Raw genomic sequence first — 23,291 nt, forward strand, 5'->3', positions numbered from 1 at the left:
CGTGGACAGAGTTCTCATCGTCATCGGATTCGTCCTGTTCTGGGCGCTGATGATCGCCCTGATCTTCTGGGGTTGGCGAGGACGGCAGAAGCGTCAGGAAGAGCGAATCGGTGAATTCCCGGCCGTGCCCGAAAATCTGGGTGCCACTCACATCGAGCCGGCCACCGGCCTGTACGTCGGCAGCACCATCGCGCCGAGCTGGCAGGACCGCATCGCCGTCGGCGACATCGGCCATCGCGCGACCGGCGAACTGTCGCGGTACGAGAAGGGCATTCTGCTCGATCGAGACGGTGAATCTCCCATCTGGATTCCAGCGGAATCGATTCGTGCGATCCGCACCGAGCGCGGGTTGGCGGGCAAGGTCATGACCAAGGACGGGCTTCTGGTCATTCGTTGGGAGCTCCCGACGGGGACCGAGATAGACACCGGCTTCCGGGCCGACGACAAGCAGATCTACCCGGTGTGGACAGCGAGTTCCACCGGAGAAACCAAGGAGGAAACCGCGTGAGCAGCGCAGTTCTTGTTCTGGAGGACGGCCGGACATTCCGCGGCACCACATTCGGCGCACAGGGGCGCACCCTCGGCGAGGCCGTGTTCTGTACCGGAATGACCGGTTACCAGGAGACACTGACCGACCCGAGCTATCACCGACAGATCGTCGTCGCGACCGCGCCGCAGATCGGCAACACCGGCTGGAACCAGGAGGACGGTGAAGCCGCCAGCGCCCAGGATCCCAACAAGATCTGGGTCGCCGGATACGTCGTTCGAGATCCGGCGCGCCGCACCTCGAGTTGGCGCTCGACCGGAACTCTGCAGGATCAGCTCGAGGCCCAGAACGTGGTGGGCATCGCCGGAATCGACACACGCGCCCTGGTACGGCACCTGCGCACCCGCGGCTCGCTGCGAGCGGGAGTGTTCTCCGGCGACGCGCTCGGCACCTCGGAGGAGATGCTCGAGCAGGTGGTCGGTCAGCCGTCCATGCTCGGTGCCGACCTCGCCGGTGAAGTGACCACCGGAGCCGGCTACACCATCGAGCCGTCCGGTGATGCTCGGTTCACCGTCGTCGCAGTCGATCTCGGTATCAAGACCAACACTCCGCGGATGTTCGCCGAGCGCGGTATCCGCGTGCACGTGGTGCCGTCGAACACCACCATCGAGCAGGTTCTGGAACTGAACCCGGACGGTGTCTTCCTGTCCAACGGACCGGGCGACCCGGCCACGGCGGACACCAGCGTCGCGTTGACCAGGCAGGTACTCGAACGTGAGCTGCCGCTGTTCGGTATCTGCTTCGGAAATCAGATCTTCGGGCGGGCACTGGGCCGTGGCACCTACAAGATGAAGTTCGGCCACCGCGGCATGAACATCCCGGTCATCGAGCACACCACCGGACGCATCGCGATCACCGCGCAGAACCACGGATTCGCACTCGAAGGCGAAGCGGGCGAGGAGTTCGACACCGACTTCGGCCGCGCCCGCATCAGCCATACCTGCGCCAACGACGGCACCGTCGAAGGCGTCGAACTGATCAGCGGTAGCGCCTTCTCCGTGCAGTACCACCCCGAGGCCGCGGCCGGTCCACACGACGCCGCCTACCTCTTCGACCGTTTCACCAGCGTCCTTCAGGAGAAGAAGTAATGCCACGCCGCACAGACCTGAACCACGTCCTGGTCATCGGATCCGGCCCGATCGTCATCGGTCAGGCCTGTGAGTTCGACTACTCCGGCACCCAGGCCTGCCGAGTGCTGCGCGAGGAAGGCCTGCGCGTCAGCCTCGTCAACTCCAACCCCGCGACGATCATGACCGACCCCGAGTTCGCCGACGCCACCTACGTCGAGCCGATCACCGCGGAATTCATCGAGAAGATCTTCGCCCGCGAGGCCGAGCAGGGTCACCCCATCCAGGCCGTGCTCGCCACGCTCGGTGGGCAGACAGCACTCAATGCCGCTGTCGCACTGCACGATCAGGGCATTCTCGCCAAGTACGGCGTCGAGCTGATCGGTGCCGACTTCGACGCCATCCAGCGCGGCGAGGATCGCCAGAAGTTCAAGGACATCGTGGCCAAGGTCGGCGGCGAATCCGCCAAGTCGGCCGTCTGCTACACGATGGACGAGGTCCGTGCGACCGTTGCCGAGCTCGGCTTCCCGGTTGTCGTCCGGCCGTCGTTCACGATGGGTGGTCTGGGTTCGGGACTGGCATACAACGACGAGGATCTGACCCGGATCGCCGGCGGCGGGCTGGCCGCCTCGCCCACGGCGAACGTCCTCATCGAGGAGTCCATCCTCGGCTGGAAGGAATACGAGCTCGAGCTCATGCGCGACGGCCGCGACAACGTGGTCATCGTGTGCTCCATCGAGAACGTGGACCCAGTGGGCGTGCACACCGGCGACTCGGTGACCGTCGCCCCGGCCATGACGCTCACCGACCGCGAGTACCAGAAGATGCGCGACCTCTCCATCGACATCCTGCGTGAGGTGGGCGTCGACACCGGTGGCTGCAACATCCAGTTCGCGATGGATCCGGCGGACGGCCGCCTCGTCGTCATCGAGATGAACCCCCGCGTGTCGCGCTCGTCGGCACTGGCATCGAAGGCAACCGGTTACCCGATCGCGAAGATGGCCGCCAAGCTGGCCATCGGCTACACCCTCGACGAGATCGTCAACGACATCACCCGCGAGACCCCGGCGTGCTTCGAGCCGACCCTGGACTACGTGGTCGTCAAGGCACCGCGGTTCGCGTTCGAGAAGTTCCCCGGAGCCGACGGCACGCTGACCACGACGATGAAGTCCGTCGGCGAGGCGATGTCCATCGGCCGCAACTTCACCGAGGCATTCGGCAAGGTGATGCGCTCGCTCGAAACCAAGCGCGCGGGGTACTGGACCGGCCCCGAGGTCGGGGCAGAGAGCCTCGATGCGCTGCTGGCGGACCTGTCCGTTCCTCAGGACGGCCGGATGTACGGGATCGAGAAGGCGTTCGCGATGGGCGCCACCCTCGAGCAGCTCTTCGAGGCGACCAAGATCGACCCCTGGTTCCTCGACCAGTTCCAGCAGATCCACGAACTCGGCGTCCAGGTCCGCGAGGCGGCCGAATTCGACGAGGCGCTGCTGCGGCAGGCGAAGTATCACGGTCTGTCCGACCGCCAGATCGCGGCTCTGCGCCCCGAACTCGACGGTGAGGACGGAGTACGTGCGCTGCGTACCGAGCTCGGTGTGCATCCGGTCTACAAGACCGTCGACACCTGCGCCGCCGAGTTCGAGGCCAAGACGCCGTACCACTACGGCACCTACGAACTCGACCCCGAGGCCGAGTCCGAGGTGGCCCCGCAGCCGGACCGCCCCAAGGTGCTCATCCTGGGCTCGGGTCCCAACCGCATCGGTCAGGGCATCGAATTCGACTACAGCTGTGTGCACGCGGCGCAGACACTGTCCGAGGCCGGGTACGAGACGGTGATGGTCAACTGCAACCCGGAAACCGTCTCCACCGACTACGACACCGCCGACCGCCTGTACTTCGAGCCACTGACCTTCGAGGACGTCCTCGAGGTGTACCGGGCCGAGGCCGCGTCTGGCACGGTGCGAGGCGTCATCGTCCAGCTCGGCGGTCAGACCCCGCTCGGACTGGCCAAGCGACTGAAGGCCGCGGGTGTCCCGATCGTCGGAACGTCGCCCGAGGCCATCGATCTCGCCGAGGACCGGGGCGAGTTCGGCAAGGTGCTCGACGCAGCCGGATTGCCGGCAGCGAAGTACGGCACCGCAACGACGTTCGACGGAGCCCGTGAGATCGCCGCCGGAATCGGTTACCCGGTGCTGGTGCGCCCGTCCTACGTGCTCGGCGGACGCGGCATGGAGATCGTGTACGACGAGGCATCGCTGGCCACGTACATCTCCAACGCGACGGAGATCTCGGACGACCGTCCGGTGCTGGTCGACCGGTTCCTCGAAGACGCAGTCGAAATCGACGTCGACGCACTGTGCGACGGCACCGAGGTCTACATCGGCGGCATCATGGAACACATCGAGGAGGCCGGTATCCACTCCGGCGACTCGGCCTGTGCGTTGCCGCCGATCACGCTGGGCAAGACCGACATCGAGAACGTCCGACGGTCCACCGAGGCGCTCGCGAAGGGCATCGGCGTACGCGGTCTGCTCAACGTGCAGTACGCACTCAAGGACGACATCCTGTACGTCCTCGAAGCCAATCCTCGCGCGAGCCGTACGGTTCCGTTCGTGTCCAAGGCGACTGCCGTACAGCTCGCGAAGGCCTGCGCCCGAGTGATGCTCGGGGAGAGCATCGCCGAACTCCGGACCGCGGGAATCCTGCCCGAGACCGGGGACGGTGGCACCGTCCCGGCCGGATCCCCGATCGCCGTCAAGGAAGCAGTGTTGCCGTTCAACCGGTTCCGCCGCGCGGACGGGACCGGAGTGGACACCTTGCTGAGCCCGGAGATGAAGTCCACCGGCGAGGTGATGGGAATCGACTTCGATTTCGGTACCGCTTTCGCCAAGAGTCAGACTGCGGCGTACGGCTCGTTGCCTGCGGGTGGCGCGGTGTTCGTATCGGTGGCCAACAAGGACAAGCGATCACTGATCTTCCCGGTGAAGCGACTGGCGGATCTGGGCTTCACGATCCTTGCGACCGAAGGAACCGCAGATGTGTTGCGGCGCAACGGAATCAAATGCGAGCAGGTCTACAAGCAGTCCGGTGAGGACGTGCCCGCAGGGGAGCGGACCATCGTCGACCGGATTCTCGCCGGTGACATCGCCATGGTGATCAACACCCCGTACGGCAACTCCGGCCCCCGCGTCGACGGGTACGAGATCCGTAGCGCGGCAGTTGCGCAGAACATTCCATGCATCACCACGGTGCAGGGTGCGTCGGCAGCAGTGCAGGGCATCGAAGCCGGCATCGCCGGAGGAATCGGTGTTCGCTCGTTGCAAGACCTGCACGCCGGTCTGAAGCAGGGGCTGGGAGTGGAGTGAGCCATCACACCTGGTCGGATCGGTTGCGCGCCGCGGTTGCGGCCCGTGGTCGACTGTGTGTCGGAATCGATCCGCACCCGGCGCTGCTCGAGGCGTGGGACCTGCCTCGCTCGGCGGACGGTCTCGAGGTGTTCGCCGAGCTGTGCGTCGAGGCGTTCGTCGGCGAAGTGGCCATCGTCAAGCCTCAGGTGGCGTTCTTCGAGGCGTACGGATCTGCCGGGTATGCGGTGCTCGAACGCACTGTCGGTGTGCTTCGGGATGCGGGCACCATGGTGATCTCCGATGCGAAGCGCGGCGACATCGGAACCACGATGGATGCGTACGCGCAGGCCTGGCTGGAACCCGATTCTCCGTTGTCCTCGGATGCTGTGACGGTGTCGCCGTACCTGGGCTTCGATTCACTGGGGGAGACCGTCGATCGAGCGGTGCGACACCGGCGCGGTCTGTTCGTGCTGGCTCGGACCTCGAATGCGGAGGGCTCGGCGCTGCAGCAGGCGGCGACCTCGGACGGCGAGACGGTGGCTCAGTCGATCGTCGACGCGGCGGGGAAGCGCAACCGCGTCGATGCCGACACGGTGGGCTTGGTCGTCGGTGCCACTCGTGATCACGGTCTCGACCTGTCGAACTACACCGGACCCATCCTCGCGCCGGGTCTGGGAGCGCAGGGAGCAACGGTTGCAGATCTTGCGGAGATCTTCCGCGATTCGCGTGAGCTGTTGCTTCCCAACTCCTCTCGGGGTGTCCTGGCGGCAGGCCCGTCGGTGACGGCATTGCGCGACGCGGCGACGCGGTTGCGCGACGAGATCGAAGCCGGTCTCGCATAGTCGATGCTGCCGCGCTCCGGCATTCGGGGGCGGGTTAGCGGTGAGCGGCAGTCGTCGGTACGGTCGCTAGCGCTGCCGACGAACAGTGCGGATCGCCGGTGCGGAGCGCCGATGAACGTGGTCCGTGGCAGTGGAACATCGATGGTCGACGTGCCGACAGTGATCGTGCACGTCGTATCGCCCAGAACGAGAAGACGGAGGAACCGACAGTGGCCCTTCCCCAGTTGACGCCCGAGCAGCGTGCCGCTGCCCTCGAGAAGGCAGCGATCGCCAGGAAAGCGCGCGCCGAGCTCAAGGAGCGCCTCAAGCGCGGCGGCACCGATCTCAAGCAGGTGCTCACAGATGCCGAGACGGACGAGATTCTCGGAAAGATGAAGGTCTCCGCGTTGCTCGAGGCCCTGCCGAAGGTGGGCAAGGTCAAGGCCGCGGAGCTGATGACGGAATTGGAGATCGCGCCCACCCGTCGACTGCGCGGTCTCGGAGATCGGCAGCGCAAGGCGCTGTTGACGAAGTTCGATTTCGAGGCCTGACGACGGTGAGTGACACTGCGGCGACTTCGGTCCCGGAGATCGAGCGCGGCCGGTTGGTGGTGTTGTCCGGCCCCTCCGGCGTCGGCAAGTCCAGTGTCGTTCGGCTCGTGCGTGCTGCGCTGCCCGAGCTGGTGTTCAGCGTGTCGGTCACGACGCGAGCACCGCGGCCCGGTGAGGTGGACGGTCAGGATTACCACTTCGTGTCGGCCGATGAGTTCGATCGGATGATCGCCGACGACGAGTTGCTCGAGTGGGCGAGCATTCACGGTGGTCTGCAACGGTCGGGGACTCCGGCCGCACCGGTGGAAGCTGCACTGGAGGCGGGTAGCCCGGTGTTGCTCGAGCTCGATCTGGCCGGTGCCCGTGCCGTGCGGGTGTCCAAGCCCGAGGCGATGCTGGTGTTCATGGCTCCACCGACGTGGGACGACCTCGTCTCTCGTCTGGTCGGGCGCGCGACCGAGGAGAGCGCGGCCACCGAGCGGAGATTGGAGACCGCACGGGTGGAACTGGCCGCACAGGACGAGTTCGACACGGTGGTTGTCAATACCGATGTCGACCATTCGTGCGAACAGTTGGTATCCTTGTTGGTCGGTAGGTCGTCGGTCGGCAACAGCTGACCATTTTCACGGCGCACGAGGCCCCGACCAGCTAGTTCGTAGCACCAACGATGCAATTTCAGGAGATCATCAGTGAGCAGCATTTCAGCGGCCGTTTCCGACTTCGACGGACGCAGCGCTCTGCCGGCCTACGACACGCCGCTCGGCATCACCAATCCGCCCATCGACGAGCTGCTCGCCCGCACCTCGTCCAAGTACGCCCTCGTGATCTACGCAGCCAAGCGTGCCCGCCAGATCAACGACTACTACAACCAGCTCGGCGACGGCATCCTCGAGTACGTGGGACCGCTGGTCGAGCCGGGTCTGCAGGAGAAGCCGCTGTCGATCGCTCTCCGCGAGATCCACGCGGACCTGCTCGAGCACACCGAAGGCGAATAAGAACCTCACAGAGGACATCTGACTTGCACGTTGTCGTCGGAGTCGGCGGAGGTATCGCCGCCTACAAGAGTTGTTCGCTCATCCGTAGTTTCACCGAGAGCGGGCACCAGGTCCGGGTGATTCCGACCGCATCCGCCCTGGAGTTCGTCGGGCGCGCGACATTCGAGGCGTTGTCCGGCCAACCGGTACACACCGGGGTGTTCGCGGATGTGCCGGAAGTTCCGCATGTGCGCCTGGGTCAGGAGGCAGACCTCGTCGTCGTCGCGCCCGCCACCGCGGACCTCATGGCCCGCATCGCCGGGGGACGTGCGGACGATCTTCTGACGGCCACCCTGCTCACGGCGCGGTGTCCGGTGGTCGTGGCCCCGGCGATGCACACCGAGATGTGGGAGCACCCCGCCACGGTCGCCAACGTCGCGACCCTTCGTTCTCGCGGAACACACGTGATCGAACCGGCATCGGGGCGTCTGACCGGGCGAGACACCGGGTCGGGTCGGTTGCCGGAGCCGGACGAGATCTTCGCGCTCTCCATGCTGGTGACCGAGCGAGGGGATGCGCTCCCTCGGGATCTCGAAGGACGCCGTGTTCTGGTCTCTGCCGGGGGCACTCGCGAGCCTCTCGATCCGGTTCGTTTTCTGGGCAACCGAAGCTCGGGCAAGCAGGGATATGCGCTCGCGCGAGTGGCAGCGCAACGAGGAGCCCAGGTGACGTTGGTCGCCGGGTACACCAGCGACCTCGACGCTCCGGCCGCGGTCGACGTGGTGCACGTCAAGACGGCGTCGGACATGCAGGAGGCCGTTCGCAAACTTGCCGTCGGTGTCGACGCCGTGGTGATGGCGGCCGCGGTCGCCGACTTCCGCCCCGAATCCATCGCGGGCAGCAAGATCAAGAAGGGGGCCGACGAACCGTCGTCGATCCCGCTGGTCCGCAACGACGACATACTCGCCGGCCTCGTGTCCGCTCGCCGCGACGGTGAACTCGAACCGTCGACGGTCATCGTCGGATTCGCCGCCGAGACCGGGGACGCGAACGGAGACGTGCTGACGTACGCGCGGGCCAAGCTCGAACGCAAGGGCTGCGACCTGCTCGTGGTCAACGCCGTCGGGGACGGCAAGGCGTTCGAGGTCGACCACAACGACGGCTGGCTGCTCGGTTCCGACGGTTCCGAAGCGGCGCTGGGCGAGGGCTCGAAAGCACTCCTCGCGAGCCGCGTGCTGGATTCTGTGGCGCAGATGCTCGATGCGCGGAGTACTCGACCGAAGTCGAATTCGTGACGATGCCGAGAGTGCACGATCGATGTCGTACCGGCTACCGTGCTGGGCACCACGTGTAGTGCCGTAGAGGTTTGCGCGGCTCCGGCAGGGGCGATAACACCGAAGGAACGTCAATTTTCGTGGAGTGCCCGACCGGCGCGAGGCGTCGGGTCGGGCAGGAACATGCGTCGAGAGGAAGTCCGTGAGCAAGTCCGGTAGTCGGCTTTTCACCAGCGAGTCCGTCACAGAGGGTCACCCCGACAAGATCTGTGACGCCATCAGCGATTCCATTCTCGATGCTCTGCTGACGGAGGATCCGCGTGCCCGTGTGGCCGTGGAGACTCTGGTCACGACCGGCCAGGTGCATGTCGCGGGTGAGGTCAACACCACCGCATACGCCGACATCCCCAAGATCGTGCGCGAGAAGGTGCTCGAGATCGGGTACGACTCGTCGGCCAAGGGGTTCGACGGAAATTCGTGCGGTGTCAACGTCGCGATCGGCGCGCAGTCTCCCGAGATCGCTCAGGGCGTCGATCACTCGCACGAGGCCCGAGTCGAGGGACTGTCCGACGACGAGATCGACCGTCAGGGCGCGGGGGATCAGGGGTTGATGTTCGGCTACGCCAACACCGACACTCCCGAGCTGATGCCGCTGCCGATCGCGTTGGCGCACCGGCTCTCTCGGCGACTGACCGAGGTCCGCAAGAGCGGAGTGCTGCCGTACCTGCGTCCGGACGGCAAGACGCAGGTGACGATCGAATACGACGGTGACAATGCCGTTCGCCTCGACACCGTCGTGATCTCGACTCAGCACGCAGCCGACATCGATCTCGACAACCTGCTCACCCCCGACATTCGGGAGAAGGTGCTGGGCTCGGTGCTCGCCGAGTTGGACGTGCCGACACTGGACACGTCCAACGTGCGTCTGTTGGTCAATCCCACCGGAAAGTTCGTCCTCGGTGGACCGATGGGCGACGCCGGACTGACCGGCCGCAAGATCATCGTCGACACCTACGGCGGCATGGCACGGCACGGTGGCGGTGCGTTCTCCGGCAAGGACCCGTCCAAGGTGGACCGCAGTGCTGCGTACGCGATGCGCTGGGTGGCGAAGAACGCTGTTGCTGCCGGTCTCGCCGATCGCATCGAGGTCCAGGTGGCGTACGCCATCGGCAAGGCGGCCCCGGTCGGGTTGTTCGTCGAGACGTTCGGCACCGAGAAGACCGATCCCGCGCGCATTCAGGCGGCGATCAGCGAGGTGTTCGACCTGCGTCCCGGTGCCATCATTCGTGATCTGGACCTGCTGCGACCGATCTACGCGCCCACCGCGGCGTACGGTCACTTCGGCCGCACCGACATCGATCTTCCGTGGGAGTCCACCGACCGCGCCGGCAAGCTCCGGGAGGCTGCCGGACTCTGAGTTCGGTTTCGACCGTTCTGCACGTACCCTGCTCGCACCGACTCGGTGCTCCGACATCGAGTGTGGGGTGAGAATCGAGGAGGAGGTGCGGTGGCGGGAGTAGCGCGGGTGGCGGCGTCGGATCTCCCGATCGCGCGCATTCTTCCGATGTTGCCGCTGCCGCATCTCGACCGCGAGTTCGACTACCTCGTGCCCGAAGAGGTGAGCAATGATGCTCAGCCGGGTGTCCGAGTTCGGGTGCGGTTCGCGGGCCGGCTGGTCGACGGTTTCGTGCTGGCCAGACTGGCCGAGACCGAGCATTCCGGCAAGCTCGGCTGGCTCGATCGGGTGGTGTCCGCGGAGCAGGTTCTGACTCCGGAGATCGCTGAACTGGCCGCGGCGGTGGCCGATCGATACGCCGGGACCAGGGCGGACGTGCTGCGGCTGGCGATCCCGGCTCGCCACGCCCGAGTCGAGGCGGAACAGACACCCGCCGTCGAGCCCCCGGCCGAGCCGGACATCGACCGGGCAGCCTGGTCGGCCTACACCCACGGCTCGAACTTCCTCGAGGCGTTGGCGTCGGGACGCGTACCGCGCGCGGTATGGCAGGCGTTGCCCGGTGAGCTGTGGCCGATGCGGTTGGCGGAGGCCGCCGCCGTGACCGTGGCCGGCGGTCGGTCTGCGGTGGTCGTGGTGCCCGATCAGCGAGACCTCGATCGTCTGGAGACGGCCTGTACGGCTCTGCTCGGTGCCGACCGGGTGGTGGCGCTGTCGGCCGGTTTGGGCCCGGCGAAGCGGTATCGGCAATGGTTGCGTGGTCTGCGATCGGGCCCGGTCGTCGTGGTGGGGACACGAAGCGCCGTGTTCGCTCCGGTGTTTACTCTCGGCATGATCGCCATCTGGGACGACGGTGACGACAGTTTCGCCGAGCCCCGTTCGCCGTATCCGCATGCCCGAGAAGTGGCGTTGCTGCGAGCGCACGTCTCCGCAGCCGCGGTGGTCATCGGCGGACATGCGCGGACTGCGGAGGCGGAAGCTCTCGTGGATTCCGGTTGGGCACACGACCTGGTGGCTCCACGTGAGCTTGTCCGTGAGCGTCAACCCCACGTGGTGGCCTTGGCCGACTCGGACCATGCGCTCGCGCGGGATCCGGCAGCCCGTGTCGCCCGGTTGCCCGCGATCGCGTTCGAGGCGGCGCGGGCCGCGCTGAAGGCCGATTCGCCTGTGCTGGTTCAGGTTCCGCGCGGGGGCTATGTGCCGTCACTGGCGTGCGCGAAGTGTCGACATCCGGCTCGGTGTCGCCGGTGCAACGGTCCGTTGGCGCTGCCGTCGGCCCCGGGGAGCGACGGAGCAGGGAGTCCGACGTGCTCGTGGTGCGGCATCGCAGACACCGCGCATCGGTGCACGGTATGCGGATCGCGCAACCTGCGTGCGGTCGTGATCGGCGCGGGCCGCACCGCCGAGGAACTCGGACGGGCATTTCCCGGTGTACCGGTTCACAACTCGGGAGGCGCCGCCGTGCTCGACGCCGTCCGACCCGGTGCCGGTCTCGTCGTGTCCACCGTCGGTGCCGAGCCGACGGTCGACGGTGGATACGGTGCGGCTCTCTTGCTGGACGGCTGGGCCCTGCTCGGCCGGGCAGACCTGCGCGCGGCCGAGGAGACACTGCGTCGGTGGATGACCGCCGCCGCTTTGGTTCGGCCGGGCACGGCAGGCGGCCGAGTGGTCGTCGTCGCCGAGTCCGAGATACCCACTGTGCAGGCACTGGTTCGCTGGGACCCGCTGTGGCACGCCAGAAGTCAGTTGGACGAACGAGTGGAGGTACGGTTCCCGCCCGCCGTGCACGTTGCGGCCGTCGACGGAACCACCGATGCGATCTCCGCGCTGGTCGAGAGCGCAGATCTGCCCGAGTCGGTGGAAATACTCGGTCCGGTCGATCTGCCGGACGGCCAACGGGCACCGGCGGGCGGTGGTGAGGACGCACTTCCCGGTGATGTGCAGCGGTTGTTGATACGCGTGCCGCGCAGCACCGGGGCGGCGTTGGCGCGGGCACTGGCCACCGCGCAGGCATCGCGCAGTGCCAAGAAACTCGGCGGCGGAGTGCGGGTCCAGATAGACCCGATTCGAATCGGCTGATTCCGCCGTCCCGGCTCGACGTGGCCTAGGGTTGCCTCGGGGCGGCGCACGGGGCGCCGATGAAAGGTGGGTCGGGGACATGAAGAGAAGGCAGCTCTTTCGCCGTGCGACAACAGGTTTGGCAGTGGTGATCGGTGCCCGTCTGGCCGCACCTGCCACCGCCGACGCCCTGCCCGGTACCGGCTCGGCGCAGCCACCGACACCGGTCGTTCCGTTGGATCGACTGCTACGAATCGTGTCCCTGTCGCACATCAACGATCCGGCGCTCACCCCTATCTTTCCCGGCGATCCCGAATTCTCGCTAGAGACGGCGTTCACCGTCGCAGACGACGGCTTCTACCTCCAGTACGTCAAGGAGGGCGAGCACACCGGCACGCACTGGGGCGCACCCGCGCACTTCCAGGAAGGTGGCCTGACCGCCGACCAGCTCGATCCGGAGGATCTGTTTCTGCCCGCGGTGAAGATCGACATTCGTGATCGGGCGGCGGCCGACGCCGACTACGCCGTAACCGTGGCCGACCTGCAGAACTGGGAAGCAGTCAACGGTGCCATTCCACCAGGGGCGGCTGTCGTTCTGTGGACCGGATGGGCGTCACGCTGGGGGACCGATGCGTACGCCAACGCGGACGCGGACGGTGTGACGCACCAACCCGGGTTCTCTCCGGAGGCAGCACAGTGGTTGATCGACACGGGCAGGCTAGCCGAAAGAGGTGCCCTCGGCACCGACACCTTCGGGCCCGATCTGGGCAACGACGACACCTATCCGGTGTCGGTCAAGCTCTACGACCGGCGTCGGATCAGCCTGGAGAACCTGACCAATCTGGAGTCGATTCCGACCACGGGTGCCTACGTTCTGGTCGGCGGCCCGATCAACCGAGCCGGATCCGGTTCACCTGCAACCATTTTCGGCCTGGTCCCCAGGGTCGCCTGATCGGAGGTGCTCGGCACCGCGGTGAGTGCACCCGCGGTGTCGTAGGCGTAGATGCCGGCCTTGCCCTCGCGTTTGGCCTCGTACATCGCTCGATCGGCCAGCCGCATCAGCTCGTCCTCGTCGGCGGTGTCGGAGCCGGCCACGGTCGTGGTGTCGTGGGGTGTGCGGTCGAGCTGACCGATCTGCACCACGCCCACGCACACGCCGACCGACACCGAATGGCCGTCGATCTCGTGGGCGGTCCGCATCGTCTCGGCGATGCGGACCGCCGTCGCGCGACCGGCATCGAGGTCGGCGTACACCAGGGCGGTGAACTCGTCGCCGCCGAAGCGCGCCACTACTCCGTCCACGACGCATCGGTCGAGGCGGCGTGCAAGTTCGATCAGTAGTCGGTCGCCGCCACCATGTCCGAATCTGTCGTTGACGCTCTTGAAGTCGTCGAGGTCGATCAGGAGCAGGACGGCGCGGCCCCGGCCCGCTCGGGCGTCGTGCACCGCCGCTCGAAGGTGCTCGTCGAACGACGACCGGTTGAGCAATCCGGTCAGCCCGTCGTGATGCGCGCGGTACGTCAACTCGGCCTGCGCCCGAGTCAGGCTGCGCAGCAGATTGTCGTTCTGAACCAGGGTGATCACCTGGCGAACGAGTGAGAGCAACACCACTGCAACCCCGAGTACCACCACGGTCGAGTCCAGCTCCCCGGTCTGCACACGCAGTATCGCCAACACGATCCCGATCGCACCCATGAGTGCGTACGGCAACAGCAATTGCGTTCTCGCGCCGGTGACGGCCTCGGTGCAGTCCGACTCGGTGGGCTGCGATCCGTACAGCGACGAGCCGTGTGTCGACGAGTCACGCGGTGCCGGGTTGTCGTCCACGGTCCTCGGGGCAGCGGCCGCGAGGGCGATGAGCGCTGTGCCTGCGATGAATCCGCCGTCGGTCAGAACCGGCATGAAGTCCGCACCGGTGGCGACGAGATACGCATAGATGCTGTCGGATATCGCCATCATCAGGATTCCGGCGCCGAGCAGGGTGAGCTGCGTCCGATATCGCGCGGCGATCCTCGGGATCACGGCGAGCAGCACGATCATGGCCACGAGTACCAGGTCGGTGATGGGGTACATGATCGCCACCAGGAACTCGATCGATTCGGATTCCGACGAATGCACGACCGCGCCGAGCACGGTTGCCCAGGAGAGAACGAAGAGCGACCCGACGACGACGGCCCCGTCGAGCAACGACATCACCCAGACATGGCGTGCACTCGAGGCAGCCCGCCAGGGCGACGGGCCGACGAAGGCCAGCAGGGCAGGCACGGCGAGGATCGGGAAGAGAAAGAATCCGACGTCGGCGACGGACGCGGTCGGCAGCGGCATGCCGAGAACGGATCGATAGAAGGCCCAGACCGCCATGCCTGCACTCCAGCAGGCCATTCCGGCGGCCATCAGAACGCGCCACTGCCGTTCGGTGCCCGTTCTTCTCGACGCCGTCCGCCAGCAGACGATCGTCGCCGTGATACCTCCCGCGAGCTGTGCGATGTCGTCGATCAGTACGGAGGTTCGTTGGCCGAGAACGTTGGAGCCGGCGAGCAGGACGATGACGAGGACGCATCCGAGCACGACGGTCACGCGTCGCCTCGTCGATCCGGCCACACGGCCTCCCTCGTTGGTGCGCGAGCGCGGTTGCGCGAGCGCGGTAGAGCCGGCCGCTGTTTCGGTCTGTTGGACGAGAGCTCGTACCGACCGCGTCATCCTAGCGAGCGTGAGCCGTCCGGGGCGCGTTCCTCGCAGTCGGGAAACGTGGAGGTTGCCTCTGGACCTTGCCAAAGATCTATTGTCGATATATCGTCGACATGTCAATCGATACGAAGGAGCAAGACATGAATTACGCAATCGAAGGATTCGCACACGAATTCGGACGTCGCGCAGGAGCACGTCGACACATGCGTGGCGCGCCGTTCCAGATGTGGGTCGCGCAGAGTGAGGACCGCGGCCCGTCGGACGATCACGGTCCACGAGAGCGCGGCCGCGGCAGGAGAGGTCACGGTGAACGGAGCAGGCACGGTGCCGGTGGGCCGTTCGGACGGGGACCGGAAGGCATGCGCCCCGGTTTCGGTCCCGGTGGTTTCGGGCCGAACGCAGATTTCGGTCGAGGTCGCGGTCGGGGAGGGCGAGGGCGTCGCGGGGACGTGCGCGCTGCAATCCTCCTGCTGCTCGAGGAACGTCCGATGCACGGATACGAACTGATCCAGCAGATCGCCGAGAAGAGCAACGGCACCTGGAAGCCGAGTCCTGGCTCCATCTACCCGGCCCTGTCGCAACTCGAAGACGAGGGCCTGGTTCTCATCGACAAGGTGGCCGGCCGCAAGACCGCTGCACTGACCGACGAGGGTCGAACGCACATCGAGGCCCATCGTGCCGACCTGGGCAGCCCGTGGGACGACGTGGCAGAGTCCGTCGGAGTCGACGCCCGGGATCTGCGGGCGCTGATCGGCCAGTTGATGGGCGCAGCCGGTCAGGTTGCCGGAGTGGGCACACCGAAACAGGTGGAGCAGGCCGCCGAGATTCTCACTCAAGCCCGCAGGGCGCTGTATCGGATACTTGCCGAGGACGGTTCGACCGATCGAGATCCCGACGACACGGTCGACGCCCCCGACGCGCCGTGACCGGCAGGTGCGGAATCGTCCGCAGTGCTCGCGACTCCCTAGGATGGACACCCGAGATCCTTTCGTCCATCCCAGGGAGTTGCTCGAGTGCGCGTCGTCTTTGCCGGTACACCGGAGCCCGCGGTCCCGTCGCTGCGGGCACTGCTCGAGTCCGAACGCCACGAGGTGATCGCCGTGGTGACTCGGCCCGACGCCGCTGCCGGTAGAGGTCGCAAGACGATGCGGTCACCGGTCGGGCAGCTGGCCGACGAGCACGAAATCCCTGTGTTCACGCCCGCGAAGCCCTCGGATCCGGATTTCGTCTCACAGCTCACCGAACTCGCACCCGACGTGTGTCCGGTGGTCGCTTACGGGGCACTGCTGCCGCAGCCGGTGCTGGACATCCCTCGCTTCGGCTGGATCAATCTGCACTTCTCGTTGCTGCCCGCATGGCGAGGTGCCGCGCCGGTACAGGCCGCCATCGCCGCAGGCGACGAGATCACCGGTGCCTCCACCTTCCTGCTCGACGCGGGAATGGACACCGGCCCGGTACTCGGCGTCGTCACCGAGCGGGTACGCGCAACCGACACGACAGGGGACCTGCTCACCCGGCTGGCGTCGAGCGGAGCGGACCTACTCGCTGCCACCCTCGACGCGATCGAGGACGGGACGGCATCGGCGCATCCGCAGCCCGAGGACGGGATCTCCTACGCGAGCAAGGTCAGCGTCGACGCCGCACGCATCGACTGGACGCGGTCTGCTGCATTCGTCGATCGGCACATCAGATCGGTCACCCCCGCACCTGGCGCATGGACGACGATCGGTGAACTCCGCGTCAAGATCTCACCGGTTCAGCACTCCGAGGACACGCTCGCGCCAGGTTCGATCGAGGTGCGCAAGTCCGGCGTGCACGTCGGAACAGGTACGACGGCAGTGGTTCTCGGCGAAGTTCAACCGCAGGGCAAGAAGCTCATGAAGGCACTCGACTGGGCGCGCGGCGCTCGGCTGGACGATACGGCGGTAGCGCGATGACAGAACCCGACAGGCCTCGAAAGCGCGAGTCGAGTCCGGCCCGAAAGACCACCAAGAAGTCGCCCGGTGCGCGTGGTCCGAAGGGAAACCGGCCCCCGCAGGGCGGGGGACCTCGTGCCGTCGACGCGATAGATCCGGCCCGTCGCGCGGCCAGGGACGTGCTGAAGGCCGTTCGCGAGCGGGATGCCTACGCCAACCTCGTGCTGCCCGGTTTGCTGCGAGAGCGCAAGCTGGACTCACGCGACGCGGCACTGGCCACCGAACTCGCGTACGGCGCGTCCCGAGCGCGTGGTGTGCTCGACGCCGTGATCGCCCACGCCGCCGGTCGGCCCGCCGCCGAGATCGACGGACCACTACTCGACATTCTGCGGCTCGGCTCGTACCAACTGCTGCGTACCCGGGTGGCTCCTCACGCCGCCGTCGCCACGTCGGTCGACCTGGCTCGGTCCGAATTCGGTTCCGGCAAAGCAGGTTTCGTCAACGCCGTATTGCGGCGCGTGTCCGAACGCACGGCGGCGCAGTGGGTCGACGAACTTGCGCCCGAGGCGGGGGCCGATCCCGTCGGTCACCTGGCGTTCGAGTACGCGCATCCCAAGTGGATCGCGCAGGCCTTCGCCGATGCACTCGGTGCCGACGCCGGTGAACTCGCCGCTGTCCTCGAGGCCGACGACGCGCGCCCCTCGGTGCATCTGGTCGCCCGGCCCGGTGAGATCTCCGCCGAAGAACTGGCGCTGATCACCGGGGGAGAAGAGGGGCCCTATTCGCCGTACGCCGTGCACCTCGACGGCGGTGATCCCGGCAAGATCGACGCCGTCCGTGACGGGTTGGCCGGAGTGCAGGACGAAGGCAGTCAACTCGTCGGCCGGGCGCTCACCCTGGCGCCGCTCGTCGGCGAGGACGGTGGCCGGTGGCTGGACCTGTGCGCCGGACCGGGCGGTAAAGCTGCCCTGATCGGTGCCATCGCCGAAATCGACGGTGCCACGGTCGACGCCGTCGAACCGACCCCGCACCGAGCCGATCTGGTGTCGAAGACGACGAAGGATCTCCCGGTGACGGTGCACACCGTCGACGGTCGAGCGTCCGGACTCGACGGCGGCTACGACCGAGTGCTCGTCGATGCGCCGTGCACCGGACTCGGTGCCCTGCGCCGCAGGCCCGAAGCACGCTGGCGTCGACAACCTTCCGACGTGGCGGCACTCGTCACACTGCAGAAAGAACTGCTGGCAGCGGCAATAGAGCTGGTTCGCCCCGGTGGAGTGGTGCTGTACTCGACCTGCTCGCCGCATCTGTCCGAAACCACGGCCGTCGTCGCTGACGCGATCCGCCGTTACGGCGTCGAGCCGCTCGATACCCGTGAGCTGGTGCCGGGCGTGCCACAACTCGGTGACGGTACGTCCGTGCAACTGTGGCCGCACCGACACGGTACGGACGCGATGTTCATGGCGGCGCTGCGTAAACCGATGTGACCAGCATGCCGATGTGATCAGTCGCCGGCCAGGAACGTCTCGGCCACGGTTCTCGGGGCGTAGACGAGCCACCCGTCGACGATCAGTTCTCGCAGTTCGTCGTCGCCGGTGTTGTCGATGTCGACCAGAACGGCGGCGAACCCGTCGAAGTGCGGGATGGTGAAGCACGTCCGCGGGTGGGCTGCGAGGATGGCTTCCTTTTCGTTCGGATCAGCGGTGCGGACGGCGAGGATCGGCCCGCTGGGCGGGATCTGGCTGCCGAATCGCTTCAGATCGGCCTTGCTGAACGGCCGAATCCATGCGAACACGTTCTTGCCCACCGACCACGCCGGATGGCCGTACCGAACACCCTCGGTGACCTCGGGCAACTCGGCGATCACCGTCGCCGCGTAATCCATGGTGGTCATGGGCGAACGATACCGGCTGGGCTAGGCTCGTCAATCGTGGTTTCCCCGATGATTGCCCCCTCGATCCTGTCCGCTGATTTCGCTCGTCTGGCTGCCGAAGCCGAGGCGGTGGCCGGAGCCGACTGGCTGCACGTCGACGTCATGGACGCGCACTTCGTGCCGAACCTCACCCTGGGTCTGCCGGTAGTGGAGAGCTTGCTGAAGGCGACTGACATCCCCCTCGACTGCCACCTGATGATCGAGGACCCGGCCCGCTGGGCTCCGCCCTACGCCGAGGCCGGGGCGTACAACGTCACTTTTCACGCCGAGGCAACCGACGACCCGTCAGCCGTGGCACGCGATATCCGCGCCGCGGGTGCGAAAGCGGGCCTGTCCGTCAAGCCCGGAACACCCATCGAGCCGTACCTGGAGATCCTGCGCGACTTCGACACCCTGCTGGTGATGAGTGTGGAGCCGGGCTTCGGCGGACAGTCGTTCATGCCCGAGGTGCTCTCCAAGGCGAAAGCTGTTCGGGCACTTGTCGATTCCGGTGATCTCCGTCTGATAGTGGAAATCGACGGCGGCATCAACTCCGACACGATCGAGCAGGCCGCGGAGGCCGGAATCGACTGTTTCGTGGCCGGATCTGCCGTCTACAACACCGCCGACCCCGCGGTCGCCGTGCGCGACCTCCGTGCCCGCGCCGCCCGCGCATCACACCACCTGTCGTAATGAACGGCCGGGGCGCAGCACTGTCCGTCGCGGACGCCATGGCCCTCGCCGTCGAGGCATCCGAAGCCGCCCGGGGCATCAGCAGTCCCAACCCCCCGGTCGGCGCGGTGATCCTCGATGCCGACGGCATCGTCGTCGGCATCGGTTCGACTCGCCCGCCCGGCGGGCCACACGCCGAGATCGTCGCGCTGGCCGAGGCCGGGGACCGAGCTCGCGGCGGTACCGCGGTGGTGACCCTCGAACCCTGCAACCACACCGGCCGCACCGGACCGTGCTCACAGGCCCTGATCGCTGCAGGCATCGCCGCGGTCGTGCACGCCGTCGCAGATCCGAATCCGCTCGCATCGGGCGGCGGGGCAGCCCTGCGAGCGGCGGGCATTCGCGTCGAACAGGGGACCGGCGAGACCGAGGTGCGGCAGGGGCCGCTGCGCGCCTGGTTGCACAAGCAACGCACCGGGCGGCCGCACGTGACGTGGAAATATGCCGCCACCCTCGACGGACGTAGCGCGGCGGCGGACGGCACGAGCCAGTGGATCACCGGACCGCAGTCCCGGGCGCACGTCCACGCCGAACGGGCCAAGCTCGACGCGATCGTCGTCGGTACCGGGACCGTCTTGGCCGACGACCCGCGCCTGACCGCACGACGTCCCGACGGCACCCTTGCACCCCACCAACCGGTGCGCGTCGTCGTCGGATCGCGGCCGATTCCGTCGACCGCGGCAATCCGTGGATCCGACGCACCCACCGTGTTCCTGGACACACACGATCCCGCCGCCGTGATCGACGCTCTGCACGAGCACACCGACATCCAGCTCGAAGGCGGTCCGACGTTGGCCGGAGCGTTCCTCGCCGCCGGGCTGGTGGACCGCGTCGTGGCGTACGTCGCGCCGGCCGTGTTGGGCAGCGGGCCCGCAGCGGTGGAGAATGCGGGTATCGGAACAATTGCCGACGCAATTCGGTTCCGCACGGAGACAGTCACCATGATCGGCAACGACATTCTGATCGGCGTCGTGCCCGAAGGAGCGAAGTAGATGTTCACCGGAATTGTCGAAGAGCTCGGCGAGATCGTGGCCAAGGACGAACTTCCCGACGCCGCGCGGTTCACCGTCCGCGGACCGGTGGTGACCTCGGATGCAGGCCACGGCGACTCCATCGCCGTGAACGGCGTCTGCCTGACCGTCGTCGAGGTGCTGCCGGACGGCGGATTCACCGCCGACGTCATGCAGGAAACGCTGAACCGCTCGAGCCTCGGTGCCCTCGACGTGGGCAGCCGCGTCAACCTCGAACGGGCAGCCGCGCTCGGCAGCCGTCTCGGTGGGCACCTGGTGCAAGGCCATGTGGACGGCACCGGGACCATCATCGGCCGGTCCCCGTCGGAGAACTGGACGGTCGTACGCATCGCGTTGCCCACCTCGGTCGCACGCTACGTCGTCGAGAAGGGCTCGATCACCGTCGACGGCGTCTCGCTCACCGTCTCCGGACTCGGCGCCGACGACGGTGCGCACTGGTTCGAGATCTCCCTGATCCCCACCACCCTCGACCTGACCACTCTCGGCACGGCCGAGGCCGGAACGCCGGTCAACCTCGAAGTCGACGTCATCGCCAAGTACGTGGAGCGGCTGCAGACGATCGACGCACAGTAAGTACTGTTGACGTGCACGCAATCGATGGTGCATCGGAGAATTTCCAGGGCGCTGAGCCAGGCCCGAGACGTATGGAGCACACCGTGGTGACCAGGTTCGACAGTATCGAGCGCGCAGTTGCGGACATCGCTGCGGGCAAAGCAGTGGTGGTCGTCGACGACGAGGACCGCGAGAACGAAGGCGACCTCATCTTCGCCGCCGAGAAGGCCACCCCCGAACTGGTCGCCTTCATGGTCCGCTACACCTCCGGTTACCTGTGCGTTCCGCTCTCCGGTGAGGACTGCGACCGGCTCGGCCTGCCACCGATGTTCGCCACCAATCAGGACAAGCACGGCACCGCGTACACCGTCACCGTCGACGCCCGCGAAGGCATCGGCACCGGAATCTCGGCCTCCGACCGGGCGGCCACGATGCGACTGCTCGCCGATCCCGACACCGGTGCCAACGACTTCACCCGGCCGGGCCACGTCGTCCCCCTGCGCGCCAAGGACGGCGGAGTGCTGCGTCGCCCCGGCCACACCGAGGCGGCCGTCGACCTCGCGCGCATGGCAGACCTGAGGCCTGCAGGCGTCATCTGTGAAATCGTCAGCCAGAAGGACGAGGGCGCGATGGCCCAGACCGACGAACTGCGCGTCTTCGCCGACGAACACGACCTCGCTCTCATCTCCATTGCCGACCTCATCGCCTGGCGTCGCAAGCACGAGAAGCACGTCGTCCGCGTCGCCGACGCCCGAATCCCCACCAGCCACGGCACGTTCCGCGCCGTCGGCTACCAGAGCATCTACGACGAGGTCGAACACGTCGCGCTCGTCCGCGGCGACATCGCGGGCCCCGACGGAGACGGCAACGACGTGCTCGTTCGAGTGCACTCCGAATGCCTCACCGGCGACGTGTTCGGATCACTGCGCTGCGACTGCGGACCACAGCTGGACGCGGCCCTGGAAATGGTCGCCGCCGAGGACCGCGGCATCGTGCTGTACATGCGCGGACACGAAGGTCGCGGCATCGGTCTGCTGCACAAGCTCCAGGCCTACCAACTCCAGGACGCAGGCTCCGACACCGTCGACGCCAACCTGCAGCTCGGACTCCCCGCCGACTCGCGAGACTACGGAATCGGTGCCCAGATCCTCGTCGACCTCGGCGTGTCCTCGATGCGGCTGCTGACCAACAACCCCGCCAAACGAGTGGGACTCGACGGCTACGGGCTGCACGTGACCGAGCGAGTGCCGATGCCGTTGCGCGCCAACGCCGAGAACCTCACCTACCTGCGCACCAAGCGCGACCGCATGGGCCACGACCTCACCGGGCTCGACGACTTCGAAAATGGGACCACCTCATGAGCGGCGAAGGCGAACCCACCCTGCAGCTGGCAGGCGCGAGTGATCTCAAGCTGGCGATCGTGGCCGGTCAGTGGCACCAGAAGATCTCCCAGGCGCTGCTCGACGGTGCACTTCGCAAAGCCGAGTCGGCGGGGATCGAGGACGTCACGGTCATCCGTGTCGCCGGAGCCATCGAACTGCCCGTCGTCGCGCAGGCGCTGGCCCGCAACCACGACGCCGTCGTCGCTCTCGGCGTCGTCATCCGCGGGGGCACACCACATTTCGAGTACGTGTGCGACGCCGTGACGGCCGGGCTGACGCGTGTCTCGCTCGACGAGGGCACTCCGGTCACCAACGGCGTCCTCACCACCAACGACGAGCAACAGGCGCTCGATCGGGCCGGACTGCCCGGTTCCTTCGAGGACAAGGGTGCTCAGGCCACGGCGGCCGCGATCGACACGGCACTGACTCTCAAGCACCTCCGCCAACCCTGGACGAATCAGGAGTTCACGTGACCGGCAGCGCACCGTCCGCCGAGTGGGACATGGTGGTGAAGTCGCGTAAGTCGGCCCGCTACGCCATCGCGACCGCGGTACTGCTCGTGGTGGCTCACTCGACCGTCGCCGTCCTGCTGCGAGTGTCGCCGACCGGGGTGTACTTCAGGACCGCCGACCAGCTCGCGATGGCGGGAATCGGAGTCCTTCTGGGAGGCTTGGCGCTGGTGCTGACGCGCCCGCGCATTCGCGTCGGGCCGGCCGGTGTCGCGGTACGGAACCTGTTGTCGGAGCGTCTCATCGAATGGGATCTGGTGCGTGGCCTGTCTTTCCCGGACGGAGCCATGTGGGCCAGAGTCGACATTCCCGACGACGAGTTCATCAACGTGATGGCCATCCAGTCCAACGATCGTGACCACGCGGTCGCGGCGGTGAGACAGTTCCGCACCCTCGAACGCAAGTACGCGCCCGCCGCCTCCGTTCCGGACATCGAGGTCGATCGGGACTGACGTCGGACCTCCGCACCACAGCTGAGCT

At 66.8% G+C, this 23,291-nt stretch carries 22 protein-coding genes; 20 read left to right on the top strand and 2 right to left on the bottom strand.

The window, feature by feature from the left end; genetic code table 11:
- The first annotated feature begins 1 nt into the window (after position 1).
- The 11 genes from R3P95_RS03010 to R3P95_RS03060 all read left to right on the top strand — a co-directional run bounded on the left by R3P95_RS03010 (position 2) and on the right by R3P95_RS03060 (position 13,041).
- Positions 2-508, top strand: a complete 507-nt coding sequence (locus R3P95_RS03010) for a PH-like domain-containing protein (protein ID WP_317547268.1) — start codon at positions 2-4, stop codon at positions 506-508.
- Positions 505-1,635, top strand: a complete 1,131-nt coding sequence (carA, locus tag R3P95_RS03015) for a glutamine-hydrolyzing carbamoyl-phosphate synthase small subunit (protein ID WP_317547269.1) — start codon at positions 505-507, stop codon at positions 1,633-1,635. Before R3P95_RS03010 ends, carA begins: the two co-directional genes overlap by 4 nt.
- Positions 1,635-4,976: a carbamoyl-phosphate synthase large subunit gene (carB, locus tag R3P95_RS03020; protein ID WP_317547270.1), complete on the top strand. Its 3,342-nt coding sequence runs from the start codon at positions 1,635-1,637 to the stop codon at positions 4,974-4,976. Before carA ends, carB begins: the two co-directional genes overlap by 1 nt.
- The gene (gene pyrF / locus R3P95_RS03025; RefSeq protein ID WP_188078620.1) at positions 4,973-5,800 is read left to right on the top strand and encodes an orotidine-5'-phosphate decarboxylase; all 828 of its coding nucleotides are present in this window, start codon (positions 4,973-4,975) and stop codon (positions 5,798-5,800) included. Before carB ends, pyrF begins: the two co-directional genes overlap by 4 nt.
- 209 nt (positions 5,801-6,009) lie before the next feature.
- Complete coding sequence (mihF, locus tag R3P95_RS03030) at positions 6,010-6,330, top strand: integration host factor, actinobacterial type (protein ID WP_008716579.1); 321 nt, start codon at positions 6,010-6,012, stop codon at positions 6,328-6,330.
- Between the two features lie 5 nt (positions 6,331-6,335).
- Positions 6,336-6,947, top strand: coding sequence for a guanylate kinase (gmk, locus tag R3P95_RS03035; protein WP_094641892.1), 612 nt, complete (start codon positions 6,336-6,338; stop codon positions 6,945-6,947).
- Positions 6,948-7,019: 72 nt separating this feature from the next.
- Entirely contained in the window at positions 7,020-7,325 is a 306-nt protein-coding gene (gene rpoZ / locus R3P95_RS03040) for a DNA-directed RNA polymerase subunit omega (RefSeq protein WP_032377808.1), read from the top strand.
- Positions 7,326-7,348: 23 nt separating this feature from the next.
- On the top strand, positions 7,349-8,599 hold the full coding sequence (coaBC, locus tag R3P95_RS03045) for a bifunctional phosphopantothenoylcysteine decarboxylase/phosphopantothenate--cysteine ligase CoaBC (RefSeq protein ID WP_317547271.1): 1,251 nt from the start codon (positions 7,349-7,351) through the stop codon (positions 8,597-8,599).
- Between the two features lie 181 nt (positions 8,600-8,780).
- Positions 8,781-9,995 (top strand): methionine adenosyltransferase, encoded by a 1,215-nt coding sequence (gene metK / locus R3P95_RS03050; protein WP_037189390.1) that lies wholly within the window; start codon positions 8,781-8,783, stop codon positions 9,993-9,995.
- A gap of 147 nt (positions 9,996-10,142) precedes the next feature.
- Positions 10,143-12,110, top strand: coding sequence for a primosomal protein N' (locus R3P95_RS03055; protein ID WP_283347154.1), 1,968 nt, complete (start codon positions 10,143-10,145; stop codon positions 12,108-12,110).
- A 79-nt stretch (positions 12,111-12,189) separates the two neighbouring features.
- Positions 12,190-13,041, top strand: coding sequence for a cyclase family protein (locus R3P95_RS03060; RefSeq protein WP_283346938.1), 852 nt, complete (start codon positions 12,190-12,192; stop codon positions 13,039-13,041).
- On the opposite strand, the gene R3P95_RS03065 is transcribed toward R3P95_RS03060, so the two are convergent.
- Positions 12,957-14,789, bottom strand: a complete 1,833-nt coding sequence (locus R3P95_RS03065; RefSeq protein WP_283346937.1) for a diguanylate cyclase domain-containing protein — start codon at positions 14,787-14,789, stop codon at positions 12,957-12,959. The two genes, R3P95_RS03060 and R3P95_RS03065, sit on opposite strands and share 85 nt — an antisense overlap.
- A 191-nt stretch (positions 14,790-14,980) precedes the next feature.
- Between R3P95_RS03065 and R3P95_RS03070 the strand changes: the two genes are divergently transcribed.
- The 3 genes from R3P95_RS03070 to R3P95_RS03080 all read left to right on the top strand — a co-directional run bounded on the left by R3P95_RS03070 (position 14,981) and on the right by R3P95_RS03080 (position 18,180).
- Positions 14,981-15,703: a PadR family transcriptional regulator gene (locus R3P95_RS03070; protein WP_269594239.1), complete on the top strand. Its 723-nt coding sequence runs from the start codon at positions 14,981-14,983 to the stop codon at positions 15,701-15,703.
- Between the two features lie 87 nt (positions 15,704-15,790).
- On the top strand, positions 15,791-16,714 hold the full coding sequence (gene fmt, locus R3P95_RS03075; protein WP_269594161.1) for a methionyl-tRNA formyltransferase: 924 nt from the start codon (positions 15,791-15,793) through the stop codon (positions 16,712-16,714).
- Positions 16,711-18,180, top strand: a complete 1,470-nt coding sequence (locus R3P95_RS03080; RefSeq protein ID WP_317547273.1) for an RsmB/NOP family class I SAM-dependent RNA methyltransferase — start codon at positions 16,711-16,713, stop codon at positions 18,178-18,180. The genes fmt and R3P95_RS03080 overlap by 4 nt, the downstream gene beginning before the upstream one ends.
- Positions 18,181-18,197: 17 nt before the next feature.
- Here the strand turns inward: R3P95_RS03080 and R3P95_RS03085 are convergent, their stop codons facing one another.
- Positions 18,198-18,587 (bottom strand): MmcQ/YjbR family DNA-binding protein, encoded by a 390-nt coding sequence (locus tag R3P95_RS03085; protein ID WP_283346936.1) that lies wholly within the window; start codon positions 18,585-18,587, stop codon positions 18,198-18,200.
- A 36-nt stretch (positions 18,588-18,623) separates the two neighbouring features.
- On the opposite strand from R3P95_RS03085, the gene rpe reads away from it, so the two are divergent.
- The 6 genes from rpe (at position 18,624) to R3P95_RS03115 (ending at position 23,263) form a co-directional block, all read left to right on the top strand.
- On the top strand, positions 18,624-19,298 hold the full coding sequence (gene rpe / locus R3P95_RS03090; RefSeq protein ID WP_300521304.1) for a ribulose-phosphate 3-epimerase: 675 nt from the start codon (positions 18,624-18,626) through the stop codon (positions 19,296-19,298).
- A complete protein-coding gene (ribD, locus tag R3P95_RS03095) occupies positions 19,298-20,329 on the top strand; it encodes a bifunctional diaminohydroxyphosphoribosylaminopyrimidine deaminase/5-amino-6-(5-phosphoribosylamino)uracil reductase RibD (protein WP_149405836.1) in 1,032 nt (343 codons plus the stop codon). The genes rpe and ribD overlap by 1 nt, the downstream gene beginning before the upstream one ends.
- A complete protein-coding gene (locus R3P95_RS03100; protein ID WP_300524378.1) occupies positions 20,330-20,941 on the top strand; it encodes a riboflavin synthase in 612 nt (203 codons plus the stop codon).
- Between the two features lie 86 nt (positions 20,942-21,027).
- Positions 21,028-22,281 carry a bifunctional 3,4-dihydroxy-2-butanone-4-phosphate synthase/GTP cyclohydrolase II gene (locus R3P95_RS03105; protein WP_149405834.1) on the top strand — a complete coding sequence of 418 codons (1,254 nt, stop codon included), beginning with the start codon at positions 21,028-21,030 and terminating at the stop codon, positions 22,279-22,281.
- Positions 22,278-22,775: a 6,7-dimethyl-8-ribityllumazine synthase gene (gene ribH, locus R3P95_RS03110; protein WP_032398003.1), complete on the top strand. Its 498-nt coding sequence runs from the start codon at positions 22,278-22,280 to the stop codon at positions 22,773-22,775. The genes R3P95_RS03105 and ribH overlap by 4 nt, the downstream gene beginning before the upstream one ends.
- 29 nt (positions 22,776-22,804) lie before the next feature.
- Complete coding sequence (locus R3P95_RS03115; protein WP_068050542.1) at positions 22,805-23,263, top strand: PH domain-containing protein; 459 nt, start codon at positions 22,805-22,807, stop codon at positions 23,261-23,263.
- Positions 23,264-23,291 lie beyond the last annotated feature (28 nt).

Source organism: Rhodococcus cercidiphylli (assembly GCF_033042225.1).
Classification (GTDB): domain Bacteria; phylum Actinomycetota; class Actinomycetes; order Mycobacteriales; family Mycobacteriaceae; genus Rhodococcoides.

Coding starts and splice junctions, on each gene's coding strand:
- R3P95_RS03100 (WP_300524378.1), top strand. CDS start 20,330: ATGTTCACCGGAATTGTCGAAGAGCTCGGCGAGATCGTGGCCAAGGAC.
- ribH (WP_032398003.1), top strand. CDS start 22,278: ATGAGCGGCGAAGGCGAACCCACCCTGCAGCTGGCAGGCGCGAGTGAT.
- R3P95_RS03055 (WP_283347154.1), top strand. CDS start 10,143: ATGTTGCCGCTGCCGCATCTCGACCGCGAGTTCGACTACCTCGTGCCC.
- R3P95_RS03080 (WP_317547273.1), top strand. CDS start 16,711: ATGACAGAACCCGACAGGCCTCGAAAGCGCGAGTCGAGTCCGGCCCGA.
- carB (WP_317547270.1), top strand. CDS start 1,635: ATGCCACGCCGCACAGACCTGAACCACGTCCTGGTCATCGGATCCGGC.
- R3P95_RS03070 (WP_269594239.1), top strand. CDS start 14,981: ATGCGTGGCGCGCCGTTCCAGATGTGGGTCGCGCAGAGTGAGGACCGC.
- R3P95_RS03085 (WP_283346936.1), bottom strand. CDS start 18,587: ATGACCACCATGGATTACGCGGCGACGGTGATCGCCGAGTTGCCCGAG.
- ribD (WP_149405836.1), top strand. CDS start 19,298: ATGAACGGCCGGGGCGCAGCACTGTCCGTCGCGGACGCCATGGCCCTC.
- R3P95_RS03115 (WP_068050542.1), top strand. CDS start 22,805: ATGGTGGTGAAGTCGCGTAAGTCGGCCCGCTACGCCATCGCGACCGCG.
- R3P95_RS03065 (WP_283346937.1), bottom strand. CDS start 14,789: ATGACGCGGTCGGTACGAGCTCTCGTCCAACAGACCGAAACAGCGGCC.
- R3P95_RS03060 (WP_283346938.1), top strand. CDS start 12,190: ATGAAGAGAAGGCAGCTCTTTCGCCGTGCGACAACAGGTTTGGCAGTG.